Source organism: Agrococcus casei LMG 22410, assembly GCF_900163565.1.
Classification (GTDB): domain Bacteria; phylum Actinomycetota; class Actinomycetes; order Actinomycetales; family Microbacteriaceae; genus Agrococcus; species Agrococcus casei.
On the sequence record NZ_FUHU01000004.1, the window covers coordinates 12,990 to 31,159 of the forward strand.

24 protein-coding genes are annotated in these 18,170 nt (G+C 67.4%); 16 read left to right on the plus strand and 8 right to left on the minus strand.

Features of this window, described 5'->3' with window-relative positions; translation table 11 throughout:
* Positions 1-25 precede the first annotated feature (25 nt).
* Genes CZ674_RS00945 through ygfZ form a run of 4 tightly spaced genes read left to right on the plus strand, consistent with a single transcriptional unit; the run spans position 26 to position 2,197 of the window.
* Positions 26-370 (plus strand): hypothetical protein, encoded by a 345-nt coding sequence (locus tag CZ674_RS00945; RefSeq protein WP_086990312.1) that lies wholly within the window; start codon positions 26-28, stop codon positions 368-370.
* 23 nt (positions 371-393) lie between these two features.
* Complete coding sequence (locus tag CZ674_RS14490; RefSeq protein ID WP_268802376.1) at positions 394-516, plus strand: hypothetical protein; 123 nt, start codon at positions 394-396, stop codon at positions 514-516.
* A gap of 3 nt (positions 517-519) precedes the next feature.
* Positions 520-1,155 carry an FABP family protein gene (locus CZ674_RS00950; RefSeq protein ID WP_086990315.1) on the plus strand — a complete coding sequence of 212 codons (636 nt, stop codon included), beginning with the start codon at positions 520-522 and terminating at the stop codon, positions 1,153-1,155.
* On the plus strand, positions 1,142-2,197 hold the full coding sequence (ygfZ, locus tag CZ674_RS00955; protein ID WP_086990318.1) for a CAF17-like 4Fe-4S cluster assembly/insertion protein YgfZ: 1,056 nt from the start codon (positions 1,142-1,144) through the stop codon (positions 2,195-2,197). Before CZ674_RS00950 ends, ygfZ begins: the two co-directional genes overlap by 14 nt.
* On the opposite strand, the gene CZ674_RS00960 is transcribed toward ygfZ, so the two are convergent.
* Positions 2,198-3,055 carry a class I SAM-dependent methyltransferase gene (locus tag CZ674_RS00960; RefSeq protein ID WP_086990502.1) on the minus strand — a complete coding sequence of 286 codons (858 nt, stop codon included), beginning with the start codon at positions 3,053-3,055 and terminating at the stop codon, positions 2,198-2,200.
* A 52-nt stretch (positions 3,056-3,107) separates the two neighbouring features.
* Between CZ674_RS00960 and CZ674_RS00965 the strand changes: the two genes are divergently transcribed.
* Complete coding sequence (locus CZ674_RS00965) at positions 3,108-3,863, plus strand: phosphoglyceromutase (protein ID WP_086990321.1); 756 nt, start codon at positions 3,108-3,110, stop codon at positions 3,861-3,863.
* A gap of 57 nt (positions 3,864-3,920) precedes the next feature.
* Here the strand turns inward: CZ674_RS00965 and phoU are convergent, their stop codons facing one another.
* The gene (gene phoU, locus CZ674_RS00970) at positions 3,921-4,583 is read right to left on the minus strand and encodes a phosphate signaling complex protein PhoU (protein ID WP_086990324.1); all 663 of its coding nucleotides are present in this window, start codon (positions 4,581-4,583) and stop codon (positions 3,921-3,923) included.
* Positions 4,584-4,769: 186 nt separating this feature from the next.
* Here phoU and CZ674_RS00975 point away from each other — a divergent pair, with 186 nt between their 5' ends.
* Both CZ674_RS00975 and CZ674_RS00980 read left to right on the plus strand, forming a co-directional pair.
* Positions 4,770-5,906, plus strand: a complete 1,137-nt coding sequence (locus CZ674_RS00975) for a sensor histidine kinase (protein WP_086990327.1) — start codon at positions 4,770-4,772, stop codon at positions 5,904-5,906.
* An 8-nt stretch (positions 5,907-5,914) separates the two neighbouring features.
* Positions 5,915-6,595, plus strand: coding sequence for a response regulator transcription factor (locus CZ674_RS00980; protein ID WP_086990330.1), 681 nt, complete (start codon positions 5,915-5,917; stop codon positions 6,593-6,595).
* 6 nt (positions 6,596-6,601) lie between these two features.
* Here the strand turns inward: CZ674_RS00980 and CZ674_RS00985 are convergent, their stop codons facing one another.
* Positions 6,602-7,102: a hypothetical protein gene (locus CZ674_RS00985; protein WP_086990333.1), complete on the minus strand. Its 501-nt coding sequence runs from the start codon at positions 7,100-7,102 to the stop codon at positions 6,602-6,604.
* 168 nt (positions 7,103-7,270) lie between these two features.
* Here CZ674_RS00985 and CZ674_RS00990 point away from each other — a divergent pair, with 168 nt between their 5' ends.
* On the plus strand, positions 7,271-7,753 hold the full coding sequence (locus tag CZ674_RS00990; protein WP_086990336.1) for a CarD family transcriptional regulator: 483 nt from the start codon (positions 7,271-7,273) through the stop codon (positions 7,751-7,753).
* Between the two features lie 22 nt (positions 7,754-7,775).
* On the plus strand, positions 7,776-8,936 hold the full coding sequence (gene ispD / locus CZ674_RS00995) for a 2-C-methyl-D-erythritol 4-phosphate cytidylyltransferase (protein WP_086990339.1): 1,161 nt from the start codon (positions 7,776-7,778) through the stop codon (positions 8,934-8,936).
* Here ispD and CZ674_RS01000 read toward each other — a convergent pair.
* Positions 8,923-10,122 (minus strand): winged helix-turn-helix domain-containing protein, encoded by a 1,200-nt coding sequence (locus CZ674_RS01000; protein ID WP_159456853.1) that lies wholly within the window; start codon positions 10,120-10,122, stop codon positions 8,923-8,925. The genes ispD and CZ674_RS01000 overlap by 14 nt on opposite strands.
* Before the next feature lie 73 nt (positions 10,123-10,195).
* Between CZ674_RS01000 and CZ674_RS01005 the strand changes: the two genes are divergently transcribed.
* Both CZ674_RS01005 and ilvA read left to right on the plus strand, forming a co-directional pair.
* Positions 10,196-11,380, plus strand: coding sequence for an AI-2E family transporter (locus CZ674_RS01005; protein WP_086990345.1), 1,185 nt, complete (start codon positions 10,196-10,198; stop codon positions 11,378-11,380).
* Between the two features lie 5 nt (positions 11,381-11,385).
* On the plus strand, positions 11,386-12,618 hold the full coding sequence (gene ilvA, locus CZ674_RS01010; RefSeq protein ID WP_086990504.1) for a threonine ammonia-lyase: 1,233 nt from the start codon (positions 11,386-11,388) through the stop codon (positions 12,616-12,618).
* Between the two features lie 11 nt (positions 12,619-12,629).
* Here the strand turns inward: ilvA and greA are convergent, their stop codons facing one another.
* Both greA and CZ674_RS01020 read right to left on the minus strand, forming a co-directional pair.
* Entirely contained in the window at positions 12,630-13,118 is a 489-nt protein-coding gene (gene greA / locus CZ674_RS01015) for a transcription elongation factor GreA (RefSeq protein WP_086990348.1), read from the minus strand.
* A 55-nt stretch (positions 13,119-13,173) separates the two neighbouring features.
* On the minus strand, positions 13,174-13,566 hold the full coding sequence (locus CZ674_RS01020; RefSeq protein ID WP_086990351.1) for a DUF4307 domain-containing protein: 393 nt from the start codon (positions 13,564-13,566) through the stop codon (positions 13,174-13,176).
* A gap of 58 nt (positions 13,567-13,624) precedes the next feature.
* Between CZ674_RS01020 and mca the strand changes: the two genes are divergently transcribed.
* Together mca and CZ674_RS01030 are read left to right on the plus strand one after the other, a co-directional pair.
* Positions 13,625-14,530, plus strand: coding sequence for a mycothiol conjugate amidase Mca (gene mca / locus CZ674_RS01025; protein WP_086990354.1), 906 nt, complete (start codon positions 13,625-13,627; stop codon positions 14,528-14,530).
* Positions 14,524-14,850: a hypothetical protein gene (locus CZ674_RS01030; RefSeq protein ID WP_086990356.1), complete on the plus strand. Its 327-nt coding sequence runs from the start codon at positions 14,524-14,526 to the stop codon at positions 14,848-14,850. Before mca ends, CZ674_RS01030 begins: the two co-directional genes overlap by 7 nt.
* Here CZ674_RS01030 and CZ674_RS01035 read toward each other — a convergent pair.
* The gene (locus CZ674_RS01035) at positions 14,833-15,240 is read right to left on the minus strand and encodes an Rv3235 family protein (protein WP_086990359.1); all 408 of its coding nucleotides are present in this window, start codon (positions 15,238-15,240) and stop codon (positions 14,833-14,835) included. The two genes, CZ674_RS01030 and CZ674_RS01035, sit on opposite strands and share 18 nt — an antisense overlap.
* 124 nt (positions 15,241-15,364) lie before the next feature.
* Between CZ674_RS01035 and CZ674_RS01040 the strand changes: the two genes are divergently transcribed.
* Positions 15,365-15,949, plus strand: coding sequence for a hypothetical protein (locus CZ674_RS01040; protein ID WP_086990361.1), 585 nt, complete (start codon positions 15,365-15,367; stop codon positions 15,947-15,949).
* A 5-nt stretch (positions 15,950-15,954) separates the two neighbouring features.
* Here CZ674_RS01040 and CZ674_RS01045 read toward each other — a convergent pair whose 3' ends face one another.
* Positions 15,955-16,206: a helix-turn-helix domain-containing protein gene (locus CZ674_RS01045; protein ID WP_086990364.1), complete on the minus strand. Its 252-nt coding sequence runs from the start codon at positions 16,204-16,206 to the stop codon at positions 15,955-15,957.
* A gap of 111 nt (positions 16,207-16,317) precedes the next feature.
* Here CZ674_RS01045 and CZ674_RS01050 point away from each other — a divergent pair, with 111 nt between their 5' ends.
* Positions 16,318-16,929 (plus strand): SAF domain-containing protein, encoded by a 612-nt coding sequence (locus CZ674_RS01050; RefSeq protein ID WP_086990366.1) that lies wholly within the window; start codon positions 16,318-16,320, stop codon positions 16,927-16,929.
* A 1-nt stretch (position 16,930) separates the two neighbouring features.
* Entirely contained in the window at positions 16,931-18,166 is a 1,236-nt protein-coding gene (locus tag CZ674_RS01055) for an AAA family ATPase (protein ID WP_200810022.1), read from the plus strand.
* The last annotated feature ends 4 nt before the right edge of the window (positions 18,167-18,170 follow it).

An 18,170-nucleotide genomic window follows, 5' to 3' on the forward strand; every position in this document is an offset into this window, starting at 1 on the left:
GCCGCAGGGCTGACACAATGGAGCCGTGAGTGAATCGTTGCCGAAGCCCGAGAGCGGTGACCGCCCGTTCGACGTGGCGGGCGCCAGCGGTCCGCGCCGCGTGCTCTGGCAGACCGTCGTGCCGGTGTGGCTGTTCACGATCGCCCAGGTCGTTGTCATCCTCGTGTTCACGGCGGCGACGGCCGGCATCTGGCTGCCCATCGCGTTCGGCCTCGCGACGCTGCTGGCGTTCATGCTGCAGCTGGCCGTGCCCACGACCCCCGGTCACGTCGCCCGGCTCGGATGGGCCATTGGAGGGTCGTTCGTGGTGCTCGCGATTCCGACGGCTGCGGTGTTCCTGACCGTGCCGCAGGTGCAGATCGGCGGCTGACGCTCAGTTGCTAGACTGGTGTCATGGATCAGATCCCCGTCATCGCCTTTGAAATCTTCTTCCTCGGCCTGCTGGGCCTTGCCTCGCTCGCCATCCTCGGCAGCGCGGTCGTGGTGCTCCGCGGACTCTTCCGGGGGCAGCGCTAAGCCGTGCTGACAATCGACGCCTCGCTGCCCAGCGAACTCGCGCCGCTGGCCTGGCTTGTCGGCGAGTGGGAGGGCACGGGCGTCATCTCGTACCCGCTTCCCTCCAGCGACGCGAGCGCCAGCGCAGACCCGGTCGAGATCGAGTTCGGCCAGCGCATGTCGTTCTCGCACAACGGCCTGGGCTTCCTCAGTTACACGGCTGCCGCGTGGCGCCTCGACGACGAGTCGCCGATTGCCGCCGAATCAGGGTTCTGGCGCCTGTCGCGCGCGCAAGACCCGCGTGACCTCGGCCCCGGCATGCTGCCGGCAGACGGCACGCCCATCGGCTCTGCCGCCGACCTCGAGCCGCTGCGCCGCGAAGACGGCGGGTTCGACATCGAAGCCTCGATCGTGCACCCGAACGGCGTGAGCGAGCTCTACCTCGGCACCGCCGCCGGCGCTCGCATCGACCTCGCGACCGACGCCGTGATGCGATCGCCGAACGCCAAAGAGCACAGCGCCTCCACGCGCATGCTCGGCCTCGTCGAGGGGCACCTGCTCTGGGCGTGGGACATCGTCGCCCTCGGCACACCCCTCACCTCGCACGCCTCCGCAAGACTTGCGCGCGTTGCAGAAAGCGCATCCGATGACGACGCTTGACTCGCTGCCGGGCGCCGTCGCCGATGAGCGCAGCGGCGTGCTGCACTACGGCCAGCCGATCCGCGAGCAGCGCACCTTCGACCGGGGTGCACTCGTGCCCGTGGCGCGCGAAGTGCTGCAGCTGACGGGCCCCGATCGCCTCACCTGGCTCGACTCGATCACGACCCAGCAGCTGAATCTGAAGCCCGGAGACAGCACAGAAGACCTCGTGCTCAGCCCGAACGGCAAGATCGAGCACGCGATGAAGCTCGTTGACGACGGCGAATCGCTCTGGATCATCGTCGATCCCGGTGCCCGCGCGAGCCTGGCCGAGTTTCTGCTGCGCATGCGCTTCATGCGCCAGGTCGAGATCTTCGAGCGCGACGACCTCGTCGTCGTCGGGGTCTCCGGTGCGCTTGAGGCGCCCGATGGCCCCGCCTGGCGCGATGGCTGGCCCGAAGCCGCGCCCGGAGGCGTGCGCTACGGCTCGTACCTGCCCGACACAGCGTGGTCGTGGCGCGAGGTCATCGTTCCCGCTGGCGCTGAACTGCCGACGGATGCCGTGGCCGGCTCGGTCGCGTACGATGCGGCGCGCATCGCGGCGGGGCGTCCGTCTGCGGCCGACGCCGACGACCGTGCGATCCCGCACGAGCTCGACTGGCTGACGACCGCCGTGCACCTCACGAAGGGCTGCTACCGCGGTCAGGAGACCGTTGCGAAGGTGCACAATCTCGGTGCGCCCCCGCGTCGGCTGACGCTGCTGCACCTCGACGGCTCTGACTCGGTCATGCCGGTCTCTGGCGCAGAGGTTCGGGTCGGCGACAAGGCCGCCGGTCACGTGACATCGGCCGCCTATCACCACGAGCTCGGCCCCATCGCGCTCGCGCTGCTCAAGCGATCGGTCGCACCCGACGCCCAGCTGACGGTGCTCGCGGGCGACGACGCGACGCACGAGATCTCGGCTGCGCAAGAGGTGCTGGTGCCGCCTGAGGCGGGCCACGCCAACCGGCCGCCGCGCCTGCCGCGGCTCGGCGCGGTCAAGCGTCCGCCGAATCGCCCCTAGTCACTGCTTCGGGCTGACCGCGCTCCACGGCAGCGTCAGCTCGCCCAGTCGCGTGCGCTCGCGCCAGTGCAGCACCGGCCAGCCGCCCGAGCGCATGCCGGCAACGGTCTGCGCCCAGCGCTGCGCCGCACCGAACGACGCATAGCCTGCAGACGCCTCCCAGGCGGCGTCGAGGTCGGCCAGTGCGGCATGAATGCGCTCGCCGGGCACATTGCGGTGGATCAGCGCCTTCGGCAGCCGCTCGGCCACGACCGAAGGCGCGGGCATCGGGTCGGTGCCGAGCTCGTCGACCTTGAGCGCGATCGTGAAGGTCTCGGGCCCCGCCGCAGACAGCGTGATCCAGCTGGCGACACGGCCGATCTCGTTCGACGTGCCTTCGACGAGCATGCCCCCTGGAGCCAGTCGCCCGCAGAGCTGACGCCAGACATCGGCGACCTCGCCCTCGTCGTACTGGCGCAGCACGTTCATCGCCCTGACGACCGCCGGCTTTCGCGGCGTCGCAAGCTCGAAGCCGCCGACCTCGAACCGCACGCGCTCTCGCAGCCCGTCTGCGGTTGCCGCGCCGACGTCGCGACCCAGCACCCGCGCATCCGCCTCGAGTGCCGCCAGAAACTCTGCCCGGGCCAGCTCGACGCGCTCGGGGTTGATCTCGAGGCCCAGAACAGAGGCGGTCGGGTTCACCTCGTTCAGGCGGCTGAAGAGTTCGAGCGTCGTCGTGGCGGATGCGCCGAATCCGAGATCGACGACGAGCGCGTCTGCGAGGCGGGCGGCAGGCAGCGAGCAGATCCAGCGGTCTGCGCGCCGGAGCCTGTTGACGCCGGTGGTTCCGCGCGTGATTCTGCCGACAGGTCTCACCATGCTCTCATCATCGCATCGGCGAAAGCGGCTCGTGCGCAGGTAGGCTGAGGTCATGACTGAACGCACGCTCATCCTGCTACGCCATGGCCAGTCCGAGTGGAATGCGCTCAACCTCTTCACCGGTTGGGTCGACGTCCGCCTCACGAACCTCGGCGCTCTCGAAGCCGAGCGGGGAGGTGCGCTGCTTCGCGAGAAGGGGCTCCTGCCCGACGTGCTGCACACATCGCTGCTCACTCGCGCGATCCAGACCGCCAACATCGCGCTCGACGCCGCCGACCGCGCCTGGATTCCGGTGCACCGCGACTGGCGCCTCAACGAGCGCCACTACGGCGACCTGCAGGGCAAGAACAAGGCCGAGACGCAGGAGCAGTACGGCGAGGAGCAGTTCATGGAGTGGCGTCGCTCGTTCGACGTGCCGCCGCCCGTGATCTCTGACGAGAACGAGTACTCGCAGGCGGGCGACCCCCGCTACGCAGGCATCGACGCCGAGATGCCCAAGACCGAGGCTCTGAAGAACGTCATCGACCGCCTCATGCCGTACTGGAACGGCCCCATCGCAGACGACCTCAACGCAGGCAAGACGGTGCTCGTCACTGCGCACGGCAACTCGCTGCGCGCACTGGTCAAGCACCTCGAGGGCATCGGCGACGACGAGATCTCGTCGCTCAACATCCCCACGGGCATCCCGCTGGTGTACAAGCTCAACGACCAGCTCGAGGCCATCGGCAAGGGCGAGTACCTCGACCCAGAGGCAGCCGCAGCCGGCGCCGCAGCCGTTGCCAGCCAGGGCAGCAAAGAAGAGCAGTAGAAGCCAGAACACATGAAGAGAGGGGGCCGCAGAAGCGGCCCCCTCTCTTGCATTGCCTTACTCGGCGTCGTCTTCTGCCTCGGTCCATTCGCCGGTCGCGAGGTAGTTCATCTTCTTCGCGATGCTGACGGCGTGGTCGGCGAAACGCTCGTGGTAGCGGCTGCCGAGCACCATGTCGACCGTCACGGTCGAGGGCTCGTTCCAGTCGTCTGAGAGCACGACGTCGAACACGCGCTGGTGCAGCGCGTCGACCTCGTCGTCGAGCTGGCGGATGCGGTCGCCGACGTCGACGCTCTCGGTCTTCAGCAGCTCGACCAGCAGGCCGGCGATCTGGATGTCGAGCTGGCCCATCTCGCGGAAGGTCTCGGCGAGCGTGCCTGGCACGACCTCTTCGGGGAATCGGTAGCGCGACAAGGTCGCGATGTGGCGAGCGAGGTCGCCCATGCGCTCGAGCGAGGCCGAGATGCGCAGCGACGACACGACGATGCGGAGGTCGCGAGCGACCGGCCCCTGCCGTGCCATGATGTCGATGCTGTACTCGTCGAGCGAGTCGACCTGCTCGTCGATGTTGACGTCGCTGGCGATGACCTTCTCGGCAAGCTGCACGTCGCTGCTGTGGAGCGCCTCGTGTGAGAGCTTGATTGCGGTCTCGACCGCTTCGCTGATGGAGACGAGCCGGGTCTGAACCTCGGCAAGCTCTTGCTGGAAGACTTCACGCATTACTTCGTCCGTCCTTAGTCTGGGGGCGTGCGATCATCGCACATTGACCCAGTGTTCCAAGCGCGGGTGAACACCAGGTGATGAGAGGGTAACGACTGTGTGCCCCTCCGGCCTTCCAGGGTAGCCGCACTGCTCTGAGAAGACCATTCGGGGCTCGTGCGCCGCACGCACCACTACGCTGGATGCGTGGATCATCCTGCCGCCCTCGTCCTCATTGCCTTCGGTTTCGGAGTCGCAGTGACGGCGGTCTTCTGCATTGTGATCTACAACGCCGTGAAGAGCAGCCGCTCGGTGCTGGCCATGAATGTCGAACGGATTCCCGAGGGAGTCGTCGACGTCGTCATGGCCCTCGATTCCGGCGGCATCATCCTCGACAGGTCGAACCGCGTGCTCGAGGCATCCTCCGGCGCGCTGCGCCTGGGGCTCGTGGCGGGGGAGGAGCTCTCGCACAAGAGCCTCATCACCATCGCCGAAGAGGCCCGAGAAGCAGGCGAGCCGCTCACGCGCATCCTCGAGGTCAGCCGCGGCCGATTCGCAGACGCGACGCAGATGCTGCTGCACGTGCGCGCGGCGCCGCTGGGCGTGCGCTACCTGCTGCTGCTGATCGACGACCGCACCGAAGAGGAGCGGCTGAACAGCGTGCGCCGCGACTTCATTGCGAACGTCTCGCACGAGCTGAAGACGCCGGTCGGCGCAATCTCTCTGCTGGCTGACGCGGTCGAGGCCGCCGGCGACGACCTCGAGCGGGTGCGGAGCTTCACGCGGCGCCTGCAGCACGAGTCGCACCGCCTCGGCGCCATGACCAAGGAGATCATCGATCTCACGCGCATCCAGGCAGAAGACCCGCTGGCAAGGCCCGAGACCGTCGAGATCGGTGCCATCGTCGACGCCGCCATCGACGCGAACCGGGTGGCAGCGGATGCCAAGTCGATTCGCCTGTCGGGGCGAGTGGTCGATGACGTCGAGGTGCTCGGCGATCCGCACATGCTGACGATGGCGCTGAACAACCTCGTGACCAACGCGGTCAGCTACTCGCAGGAGCACACGCATGTCGGCGTGGGAGCACGGGTCGAAGGCGACCTGATCGAGATCGCAGTTACCGACAAGGGCATCGGCATCGACCCCGCTGACCAGCAGCGCGTGTTCGAGCGGTTCTATCGTGTCGACCAGGCCAGGAGCCGCCAGACTGGCGGAACCGGGCTCGGCCTCTCTATCGTGAAGCATGTGGTGAAGAGCCACGGCGGCACGGTCTCGCTGTGGTCGAGGCCCGGCCACGGTTCGACGTTCACCATGAGGCTTCCGTACGTGAAGCCGCAGGCATAAGGAGACCCATGACGAAGATTCTGATTGTCGAAGACGAGGCGGCCCTTGCCGAGCCGCTGGCGTTCCTGCTCGAGCGCGAAGGCTACGAGGTCGTCACAGCAGAAGACGGCATCACGGCGCTGACGCTCTTCGACTCTGAGAATCCAGACCTCGTGCTGCTCGACCTCATGCTGCCGGGGCGCAGCGGCACCGAGGTGTGCCGCGAGATCAGGGCCACGTCGACCGTGCCCGTCATCATGGTCACCGCGAAAGACACCGAGGTCGACAAGATCGTCGGCCTCGAGCTCGGCGCCGACGACTACGTCACCAAGCCGTACTCGACTCGCGAGCTCGTGGCGCGCATCCGTGCGGTCCTGCGTCGCCGCGGCCCTGAAGAAGTCGAGTCGGATGCGGTGGTGGAGTGCGGTCGCGTGCGTCTCGACGCCGACCGTCACACCGTGGAGGTTGCGGGCGAGGAAGTCGCGATGCCGCTCAAGGAGTTCGAGCTGCTCGAGTACCTCATGCGCAACAGCGGCCGCGTGCTCACACGCGGTCAGCTGATCGACCGGGTTTGGGGCGTCGACTACTTCGGTGACACGAAGACGCTCGACGTGCACATCAAGCGCCTGCGCTCGAAGATCGAGAACGACCCGTCGATGCCCGCGCAGCTGCTGACAGTGCGCGGCGTCGGCTACCGCTTCGAGGAGTAGCGGAGGCTACTCGGTCTCGGTGTCGTCGGTCGTGGGCTCAGGCGTCGGGCCGAGGTCTTCGTAGCCGACGACGTCGGTCGAGATCACCTGGAGCGGCAGCGAGAGCGCCTCGCCCTCGCCGGCCGTGAAGGTCGAATTGATCGTCTGGCCGGCGACTGCGTCGGCGAGCTGCACGATCAGCTGGTTGTCTGCCGAGCCGAAGATCGACATGCCCGGCTCGAGCTGCAGCTGCAGCTGCGTGCCGTCGACCGTGATGTCGATGGACTGGGCGCTGTCTGCGTTGTTGACGAAGGTGCCGCTGAGGCTCGCACGCGATGTGTCGCTCGGGTCGACGACCAGCAGCACGTTGCGCACAGCGACCTCGCCGGTGTCGCCGTTGCGGCCGTCTGAGGGGTTGTACTCTTCTGTGGTCGCCTGCGGCGTGAGCATGTTGCAGCCGGTCATGCCGAGCGCGAGGCCCGTTGCGGCGAGTGCGGCGAGAGTGAGTCGGAGCTTCACGGTGGGCATTCCCTTCACGGTGGGCCTTCCCTCGATTTCAGTGCGATGGCAGGGGACTCATCCATACTAGTGCCAGACGCGGTCGGGGATCGGTCGTTGCCGACAGCACCAAAATCGCGACACGCCGACTGTGGTAAACTGGCAATTGTTTACACATGTCTATAAGGAGCCTCTGCAATGAACTTTGAGGTCGGCGAGACCGTTGTCTACCCCCACCACGGCGCAGCAACCATCACCGAGGTGAAAGATCGAAAGGTCAAGGGAGAGCTCAAGAAATACCTCAAGCTCAATGTGACGCAGGGCGATCTCACGATCGAAGTTCCTGCTGAGAACGTAGAGCTTGTCGGCGTCCGTGACGTCATCGGCCAGGAAGGCCTCGACCAGGTCTACGAAGTCCTGCAGGCTGCCTTCACTGAAGAGCCCACCAACTGGAGCCGCCGCTACAAGTCGAACCTCGAGAAGCTCGCCTCCGGCGATGTCATCAAGGTGAGCGAGGTCGTCCGCGACCTGTGGCGTCGCGACCAGGACCGCGGCCTGTCGGCAGGCGAGAAGCGCATGCTCGCGAAGGCCCGCCAGATTCTCGTCTCCGAGCTGGCGCTTGCCAAGAAGGTCGACGAAGACAAGGCCAACGAGATCCTCGACGAGGCGCTGGCCCAGTAGGGCCCTCGCCAAGCGCGCACCCATGGGTGTTGCTGTCATCGTCGTTGCCGCTGGCAGCGGCACGCGGCTGAAGGCTGACGCGCCGAAGGCATTCGTGCCGGTCGGCGCCCGATCGATGCTCGAGCGCGCGCTCGAGCCCATTGCACAATTGCCTGCTCTCGAGCAGGCAATTGTCGTCGTGCCAGCAGATCGCCTGCAGCAGGCAGAGCGGATGCTCGAAGCAGCCGGTCTCGCGGGCCGCGGCCGCGCAGTCATCGGCGGTGCCGAGCGGCAAGACAGTGTGCTTGCCGGGCTGGCGGTGCTGGCCGACGCAGCCGACACCGTGCTGGTGCACGACGCCGCGAGGCCGTTCACACCGGTCGAAGTTTTCGAGCGCGTCATCGAGCGCGTCGGGCGTCTCACAGACGGCGAAGGCGGCGCTGTTCCGGTGGTGCCCGTCGTCGACACCCTCAAGCAGGTCGATGGCGAGCAGATCGCGGCGACGGTCGACCGATCCGAAGTGCGAGCGGTGCAGACTCCGCAGGGATTTCCGCGGGCGGTCATCGAGGCGGCCAACCGAGAGCTCACGGGCATGCACACCGACGACGCCGGCATCGTGCAGCGCGCAGGACTCGCGGTCGTCACCGTCGAGGGGCATCCTCGCGCGTTCAAGATCACGACGCAGGACGACCTGCTGAGGGGAATGGCCATGTACGCCGAGGATCCTGCACTGCCGCGCATCCGCGTCGGAACGGGCACGGACGTGCATGCCTTCGACGCAGCCAGCCCGTTGTGGCTCGCGGGCCTGCTCTGGCCGGATCAGCCGGGGCTCTCAGGGCACAGCGACGGCGACGCTGTCGCGCACGCGATCGTCGACGCGCTGCTCGGCGCCGCCGGCCTCGGCGACATCGGCGGCATGTTCGGCACTGACGACCCGCGCTTCGCAGGAGCCTCGGGCACAGTGTTCATCGAAGGCGCCATCGAGCGGCTGCACGCCGCCGGCTGGAAGCCCGTCAACGTCTCGGTGCAGCTGATCGGCAATCGGCCCAAGCTTGGGCCCCGCCGCGACGAGGCGCAGCAGGCCATGAGCGAGGCGGTCGGTGCTCCTGTCAGCATCGCCGCCACCACGTCAGACGCACTCGGCTTCACCGGCCGGGGCGAAGGCGTCGCGGCGACCGCGACCGCACTCATCACGCGGCTGTAGCGGCCCGCAGCGTATCCGTCCAAGTTCCTGGGCCGACCAGCCGCACGTCGCTCAGCCCGTGCCAGTCCGCGTTCTGGCGCAGCAGCCGCAGCATGCGCGGGGCAAGCTCAGCAGCCCTGCCGGCGTGCGACGGCTCGACGTGTGCGTGCTGCACGAGCAGCGCATCCGCCTTCGCATCGCGCTTGAGGTCGACCCTGCCGACCAGCTCGCCGCCGATCATCACCGGCATGACGTAGTAGCCGTGCTCGCGCTGCGGCGCGGGCGTGTAGATCGAGATGCGGTAGTGAAAGTCCCAGAGGCGCAGCGCCCGCGGCCTGTGCCACACCAGCGGGTCGAAGGGCGACAGGATCGCATCGACGTCACGCCTGCGGGACCGCGCCTGGTCGCGTGCGAGGTACGCGGGGCGATCCCAGCCCTCGACAGAGACCTCGGTGACGTCGCCGCACTCGAGCAGCACGCCGAGCGCACGCTTCGCATCGGCGAGGTAGCCGAAGCGGTAGTAGTCGCGCAGATCGTCGAGCGTGGCGATGCCGAGGTGCACGGATGCGCGGCGCAGCAGCTCGTCGTGCGCGGTGTCGTAGTCGACGGGGTCGCCGATGTCGTGGCGGTCACGCACATCGAGCACCCGCTCGAACCGCTTGCGGCCGGTCACGACGAGGTCGCCCCCGCGAAAGAGCGCGCCGACTGCGCCGTGCACGGCGTTCTTGTGCCACCAGCCGCCGGGCATGCGCACATTGTCCTCATGCTCGATCTCGGTGATGGCCAGGGGGCCGCGATCGCGGATCTGCGCGAGCAGCTCGCGATGCAGGTCGCCGTTGCTCTCGAAGTGCTGGGCAAACCGCTTGCGAAACGACTGCTGTCGAAACGCGAACAGCGGCAGGTCGTCGGTGCGGATCAGCGCGGCCTCGTGCGCCCACGCCTCGGTGACCGGACCGAGTGAGCGGATGCGCGAGTCGTGGTGCGTGTGCCGGTCGACGTCTGCGGGTGCGATGCCGGCGGCGCGCGTGGCGGCGACGTTGTGATGGCTTCGCGCATAGACGTTGACGCTGTCGATCTGCAGCAGCCCAATGCGGTCGAGCGTGCTCTTCAGCCCTCGGATAGTGCCGGATGCGCGAGTCGCGACTCCCTGCGCGTCGAGGGCGATCGCACGGGCGGCGTTGAGTGTCAGCTGAGGAGCATGCGCCATCTGCCCAGGGTAAGCCATCGCAACAGAGGGCAATATGCTCAGTCCAGCCGCGCAGCGGGCATACCATGGGGTAATGCGATTCTTCCGCAACCGGCTCGAGGGAGCCGAGGGGGCCGAGCCCAGAGACGCCGACGCGTATGTCTCGCTCGGCATGCGTGTCGCCGGGGCCTGGTCGTGGCGCATCATCGTGGTCGCCGGCGTGCTGGCGCTCTTCTGCTGGATCGTCGCGACCTTCAGCTTTCTGGTCATCCCGCTCATGGTGTCGGTGCTCATCGCAGCGCTGCTGTCGCCCGCGGTCGACGGACTCCAGCGGCTCAAGGTGCCTCGTGTGCTCGCTGTCGCGATCATGCTGCTCGGGCTCATCGCTGTCGTCACATCGCTCATGTGGGTCGCGGTCTCGCAGATTCGCGCCGGGTACTCCACCCTGCAGGAGAAGGCGGTCGCCTCCTGGGAAGACCTCAAGCAGTGGCTGCTCGAATCGCCTCTGCATGTCACCGACGAAGACATCAACCGGTACCTCGGCGACGCAGCCGAGGCGCTGCAGTCTGACATCGGCACGATCTTCTCGAGCGCGCTGTCGTTCGGCACCAGCGTCGGCGGGTTCCTGACCGGAGTGCTGCTGGCGCTGTTCGCGTCGATCTTCGTGCTCTACGACGGCAAGGGCATCTGGCGCTGGCTGGTGGGCATCCTGCCGCTGCGAGCCCGCGTCGCGACCGACAAATCGGCCAGGCTCGGATGGGCGACGGTCGGCAACTTCGTGCGCGTGCAGGCGCTTGTCGCAGCCATCGACGCCGTGGGCATCGGGCTGGGCATGTGGATCCTGTCGTTCGTCGTCGGCGAGATCCCGCTGATCATCCCCGTCGCCATCCTGGTGTTCCTCGGCTCGTTCATCCCCGTGATCGGTGCCGTGCTGACCGGAGCCCTCGCAACCGTGATCGTGCTCGTCACCGTCGGGTTCTGGCCCGCTGTCGTGATGCTCGGCATCGTGATCCTCGTGCAGCAGATCGAGTCGCACGTGCTGCAGCCGATCATCATGGGATCGGCCGTCAAGATCCACCCGCTTGCGGTCGTGTTCGCGGTCTCGGGCGGCTCGATCGTCTCCGGGCTCGCCGGAGCCGTGCTTGCCGTGCCGGTCGTCGCGTTCGTCAACGTGTTCATCAAGTCGCTGGCCAACGGCAACTGGAGGCGTGTTCCGGCAGACGGACTGCCTGTCATCCCGTCGCAGAAGCAGTCCGAGCAGGAGCAGAAACCAGAGTGAACGCCATGAACAAGCCCACGCTTGAAGACATCATCGCCGCCCGTGAGCGGATCTCGGGCGTCGTGCAGACCACGCCGATGGAGCTGTCGAGATTCCTGTCTGGCAAGCTCGGCGACACCGTGCACCTCAAGTGCGAGAACCTGCAGCGCACGGGCGCCTACAAGCTGCGCGGCGCACACAACCTGCTTGCCCAGCTGTCTGACGAAGCGCGCGCGAAGGGCGTCGTCGCCGCATCCGCCGGCAACCACGCCCAGGGCGTCGCCTACGCGGCTACGGCGCTCGGCGTGAAGTCGACCATCTTCATGCCCCGCGGCGCCGCACTGCCGAAGCTGCAGGCGACGCGCGACTACGGGGCAGACATCCGCCTGCGCGGATCGGTCTTCCAGGAGACGCTGGCAGCGGCCGTCGACTTCGTCGAGGAGACCGGAGCCACCTTTGTTCCTCCGTACGACCACCCGCACATCATCGCGGGACAGGGCACCGTGGGCCTCGAGATCCTCGAGCAGCAGCCGGATGTCGACACGGTCGTCGTGCCGATCGGCGGGGGCGGGCTCATCTCCGGTGTCGCGATTGCGGTCAAGGAGCGCGCCAAACAGCTGGGACGCACCATTCGCGTGATCGGCGTGCAGGCGAGCGGCGCATCCGCGTTCGCACCCTCGCTCGACCAGGGCGAGCCCGTCACGATCGAGACCAAGCCGACCATCGCAGACGGCATTGCGGTGTCGCGCCCTGGCGACCTGACCTTCGAGATCGTGCGAGAGAGCGTCGACGAGATCGTCAGCGTGAGCGACGACGACATTGCGCGGGCCCTCATCGTGCTGCTCGAGCGTGCGAAGCAGGTCGTCGAGCCAGCAGGAGCCGCGGGAGTGGCGGGCATCCTCTCGGGCCAGATCCGGGGCACAGGCAACACCGTGGTGATGCTCTCGGGCGGCAACATCGACCTGATGTTCCTCGAGCGCGTCATCAGCCGCGGACTCACGGCCTCGCAGCGGTACCTCACCATGCGCCTGGCTCTGCCCGACCGGCCCGGCCAGCTGGCGATCATCTCGCAGATCGTCTCTGACGAGGGCGCCAACGTTGTCGAAGTGCTGCACACGCAACACGACGAGTGGACGGGCATCCTCGACGTCACGCTTGACCTGTCGGTGACGACAAGAGGCGCAGAGCACTCGCAGCAGGTGCTGGAGGCTCTGCGCCGTGCGGGCTACAAGCCGCAGATCAAGCTTGCGGGACGCTAGCCCCTGGGAATCTAGCCCCGGTAGGTCTCGACGTCGAGGATCTCGACGGCGATCGTGGCGCCGTTGGGCGCCTGGTACTCGGTCTTGTCGCCGATCTTGAGGTTCATGATGGCGGTTCCGAGGGGGCTCGATTCGCTGTAGACGTCGAGGTCGTCGCCCGGCTCCATGATCTCGCGGTTGCCGATCAGGAACGTCGACTTGTCGCCGGCGATCGTGGCGCGCACGACGGTGCCGGCCTCGACCTTGCCAGAAGCCTGGGGCGCTTCGCCGACCTTGGCCTTGCGCAGCAGCTGCGTGAGCTGCGAGATGCGGGCCTCGATCTGGGCCTGATCGTCTTTGGCTGCGTGGTAGCCGCCGTTCTCTTTGAGGTCGCCCTCTTCGCGCGCCTCTTCGATGCGCCCGGCGATCTCTGCACGACCTTCAGTGGTGAGCTGCTCGAGCTCGGCAGCGAGTCGGTCGTATGCCTCCTGGCTCAGCCACGTTTCGGTGGTGTCAGTCATAGTCGCTCCTGTAATAGAAGAACCGACCCCTCTGGGCCGGTCAGTAGCGACTAGCTTACGGTATCCAGCATCGATACACCATTCCGTTGTCAGGAAGCTCGCTGGTGTTGACGACGGTCGAGGCGACCTGCGTGCGGGCCTCGTCGGTGGGCACGTGGATGACCTTCCAGCCGACGACGGACTTCATCTCGTTCGTCGCCTGCACGGCGCAGTCGACCGCGACCTGGTCGTGCACCGAGACTTCGATCGTGATTCGCATCTGGTTCTCGTTGAGGGTCTCGCGGGCGACCGTGCGCGACTCGATGAGCGATGCGCTGCTGCCCGCGCCAGACCACAGGACCCACAGGAAGAAGGTCGCGGCGACGAGAGCGGCGGCAATGATGCCGAACAGCAGACCTCGGCGCTTGTCACGCGGAGTGCGTCCGTAGCGAACGTCTAGGGCAGTCATCCTGGCCTTCGTGGAAAGATGGGGGAGTTGTACCGTTTCAGTCTACCGGGGAGAACCCATGCGGATGCTTGCAGTTCACGCCCATCCCGACGATGAGTCGAGCAAGGGCGCGGCCACGCTCGCGCGCTATGCGAGTGAGGGCCACGAAGTCACCGTCGTGTCGTGCACCGGCGGTGAGGCCGGCGACGTGCTCAACGACCGCATCGCCCATATCCCGGCCGTGCAGCGCGACCTGACCGGCTACCGCCGCGGCGAGATGGCCGCTGCCCGAGACGCGCTCGGCATCGACCACATCTGGCTGGGCTATCACGACTCGGGGCTTCCCGGCGAAGGCGAAGACGTCGCGCCGAACTCCTTTGCCACGATTCCGGTCAGCATCTCGATGCAGCCGCTCGTGCGCATCATCCGACGCCTCAAGCCCCACGTGCTCGTGACCTACGACGAGAACGGCGGCTACCCGCATCCCGACCACATCCGCACCCACGAGATCTCGATGGCTGCCGTCGACGCAGCCGCCTCGGCCGCGCATCCGGAACTCGGCGAGCCGTGGCAGGTGCTGAAGGTCTACTACGACCGCGGGATGAACGGCGACCGCATGCACGCCTTGTTCGAAGACTACGAGCTGCACGACCCGACCTCTGACCGGCTCGAGATCATGCGCGAGTGGCGCGACCGCCGTGCGCCCAACGACGTGAGGCTCACGACCCGGGTCGACATCGGCGGCTTCCTCGAGGCACGCGACGCGGCGCTGAAGTCGCACGCATCGCAGATTCCCGATGACGCCTGGTTCTTCTTCTGGCCGCACGACGTGGTGCGCCGAGCATGGCCCACCGACGACTACGAGCTCGTGATGAGCAGGGTCGCCGACACGGTTCCAGAGAGCGAGCTCTTCGACGGCCTCGAGGCCTTCGACGACAGCGCCGAATCAGCCAGTGACGCACTTGCCAGAGGAGAATCATGCTGAACGAGATGCTGCTGTTCGCAGCGACCGCCTCCGAGTGGGATCCCGAACCGGGCTTCACGCCCGACCCCAACACCGTGACGCCTGGCGTCATCGGCTTTGCGGTCATGGCGCTGATCGCGGCGGCAGTCTTCGTGCTCGGATGGGACCTCAACCGTCGAGTGCGCCGGCTGCAGTTCCGTGAAGAGGCCCAGGAGAAGATCGCAGCAGAGGTCGCAGCCATGGAGGCCGAGCAGTCCGGCGCGGCAGAGTCAGGCGCGACAGCAGAGCCCGCGGCTGACCAGCCTGCCGCCGATCACGGAGCCTCAGAGCACGACAAGTGATGTAGCCCGCAGGCGCGTGCCGACGGGCTCGAGCCGCATCGCGACAGCACGCCCGCGAGCCGAAGTCGTGATGATCGCGGTCGCCTCTATTGCGTCGCCGATTCGCGAGTGCCGCACGCGCTGCACGTGCAGGTCGAGTCTGGTCGGAGGGCGACGCTTGGTCGCCTGCCGCATGCGCTGGGCGCTCATGGTGCGGCTCAGCAGACTCGCGTACGTCGGCTCGTCGAGCCACCTTGCCAGCTGCTCCGGCGACCGGACGCCGAGGAGCACCTCGACGACGCATCTCGAGAGCCGCTCGACGAGGGGCCCCGGATCCGCGAATGGATCATGAGCGGGTGCGGATGACCGAGTCGGCCTTGCAACGACTGCCTTGCGCTGTGCGGCTCCCATGCCGGCCTCTCGCTTTCCTGATGATCATTAAGTGCCAGAAGTGAATATAACGATCTTCTGAGAATGAGCACAACCCCTGTGGATAACTCTGCGGCGAATCGTCTGATGCCTATACGGTCGCTGTGTGCGATTCGACCATCTCTTCGACGACCTCGAAAGCCAGCTCGAGTCTGAGCTGGGCGCTTCTGAGCGCGGCGTCGCAGAAGAGGAGGAGCGGTTTCGCATCGGCCGTCTCGAGTTGCGCGAACGCCTCCGAGAGGGGCCGCAGTCGATCGACTTCATGCTCTCGGGCGGCCATCGGCTTCGGGCGCGTCGGGTCAGTGTCGGGCGCGACTGGTTCAGCGGCGAGGTGACCGACGGAGCAGCGGAGGGTGCCGGATGCGTGATCCCGTTCGCGTCCATCCTCGCGGTCCGCATGGACGAGGCGAGTGCGCTTGCCTCGACCGCGCCTGCGCCCGAGCGCGTGCGGCTGGCAGACCGCCTCAGCCTCGGCTTCGTGCTGCGAGACTTCGCCCGCCGTCGCGTGTGGCTGCAGGTGCACGGTGCTGTCGCGGGATCGCTGGCGCCTGGGGGCACGATCGATCGCGTCGCCCGTGACCACTTCGACCTCGCAGTGCACGAGCACGGCAGCATCCGCGCCCGTGGCAACGTCGCGCACATCGCACTCGTGCCGTTCTCGGCTGTCGACTGGATTCAGCTCGAGCCCTGAGAGTCCTACTTCGAGCGGGGCCCGAACAGGTCGATGACGCTTGCGGTCTGCGACCCCTGCCAGAGCGCCGAGCGGCGCTGCTGCTCGTGCTGGTCGGCCAGATACTCTTCGAGCGAGCTCTGCGTCACACGCTGCTGCCCGCCGACTCTGATGGCCGGCAGCTCGCCGTCGGCGATGAGCTGCGCGATGTCGCGAACGCTGACGTCGAGAGTGAGCGCAACGTCGGCCAGCGACAGGTAGGGCTCACGAATGGTCATACCTCCATTGTCGTGCAATGCCAGCGAAATAGCGACAGCCGGCTCAGCCTGTGGATAACTTTCGCCGCCTCATGCGCGCTTGTGCGAGCGTTGCAGCGAAAGGGGAGTGGAATGAAGACGAAGCGCTGGATCGACCCGAGGCTCATCATCGGAGCCGCACTGGTCGTGGTCTCGATCATCGGGGTCGCATTCGTGGTGACCTCGGCGAATCGAACCGTGGAGGTCTGGGTGGTCTCTGAACCGGTCGCAGCCGGCGAGGTGCTGGCAGCCGACGATGTGGCGCTGGCACGCGTGCAGCTCGAGCAGAGGTCGGAGCTCTACCACGTGCAGGATGACTCTCCTGTGGGTCTCGTGGTCACGCAGTCGCTCGCTGCCGGCGAGCTCATTCCGCGCAGCGGCGTGGTCGACGAGGCCATCGCGGCCTCTTCACGCATCGTGGTACCCGTCGACGCGAAGGCCGCAGTCGATCTCGGCAGGGGAGACGTGGTCGACATCTGGGCCGCCGCGCCCTCTGAAGAGCGCACGAGCGGCTTCGTCGAGCCGCGCATCCTGGTCGACGACGCCGTCGTCGTTGCGGTGCACGCCCCTGATGGCCTGCTGTCTGCGGCGAGCGTCGTGCAGGTCGAGCTGCTGATTCCCGACACCGAGACATCGCGTGCGCTCGATGCGATCTCGAACAAGCACGCGATCCACCTCGTGCCCGACACCGTTTCGGAGGGCTGAGGTGCTCGTCGTAGCGCTCGCCCTTTCGCTCGACCTCGAGGACCGATTCGCTCAGGCGGCGGTGGCCCACGGGCACGACGTGGCGATCCGAGCCGGAACCGATGCCGAGCTCATCGCCCGATTCGCGAGCACGCGCGCCGACATCGCCATCGTCGGCGGCAGCCCGCGACTGCTCTCTGCAGCGCTGATCGCAGCGGCCGACGCGGCTGGCATCAGAGTCATCGCCCTCGCGGACTCTGCCGCCGAGCGAGACCGCGCGAAGACGCTGTCGGTGCAGTCGCTGCCGAGCGACACAGACCCTGTTGAGGTGTTCGAGGCCGCAACCGCTCCGATTCCGGCGGCCACCGCATCCGACCGCGGAACCGTCATCGCGGTCTGGGGTCCGCACGGGGCTCCGGGTCGCACGACAGCGGCGATCGGCATCGCGGCCGAACTCGCCTTCGCCGGCGCCCAGGTCGCGCTCATCGACGCCGACACGCATGCGGCGTCGGTTGCGCCCTCACTCGGCCTGCTTGACGAGGCTCCCGGGTTCGCGGCTGCCGCTCGGCTCGCGAAGCAGCGATCGCTCACCGACGAAGAGCTCGACCGGGTCGCTGCGACATACGAGTGCCCTGGCGGCGAGCTGCGCGTGCTGACGGGCATCGGCAGATCAGACCGCTGGCCCGAGCTGCAGGCAGACCGCGTCGCGAAGGTGCTCGACCAGTGCCGCTCCTGGAAGCAGTTCACGGTCGTCGACACCTCGGCCAGCCTCGAGAGCGACGACCTGGTCTCGAGCGACCTGCATGCACCGCGGCGCAATGCGGCAACCCTTGCGGCGCTGCAGGCCTCAGACATCGTCTACGCCGTCACGGGCGCTGACCCGGTCAGCATGACGCGGTTCCTGCGCGTGCACGGCGACCTCACCGACCTCGTCGGAGCCGACCGCGTTCGCGTGATCGTCAACAAGGTGCGAACCGGTGCTGCGGGCCTCGCTCCCGGTGCGAGCGCTGCCGAGACCCTGCAGCGGTTCGCTGCGGTGACCCCCGCTGGGGTGTGGCCGGCGGATGCGGCAGCTGCGGGAGCCGCGCTGCTTGCGGGGCAGACGCTGCGAGAGGCGGCGCCTCGCTCGGCCCTCCGCAAGCGCATCACCGACCTCGTGCAGCCGCTGCTGCCGGAGGAGCAGAGAGTGACGCGTCGCTCGCGTCGCGGCGCCAAGCACCGCAGCAAGCGACGATTCGGCCGTGCGTCGCTACACTGAACGG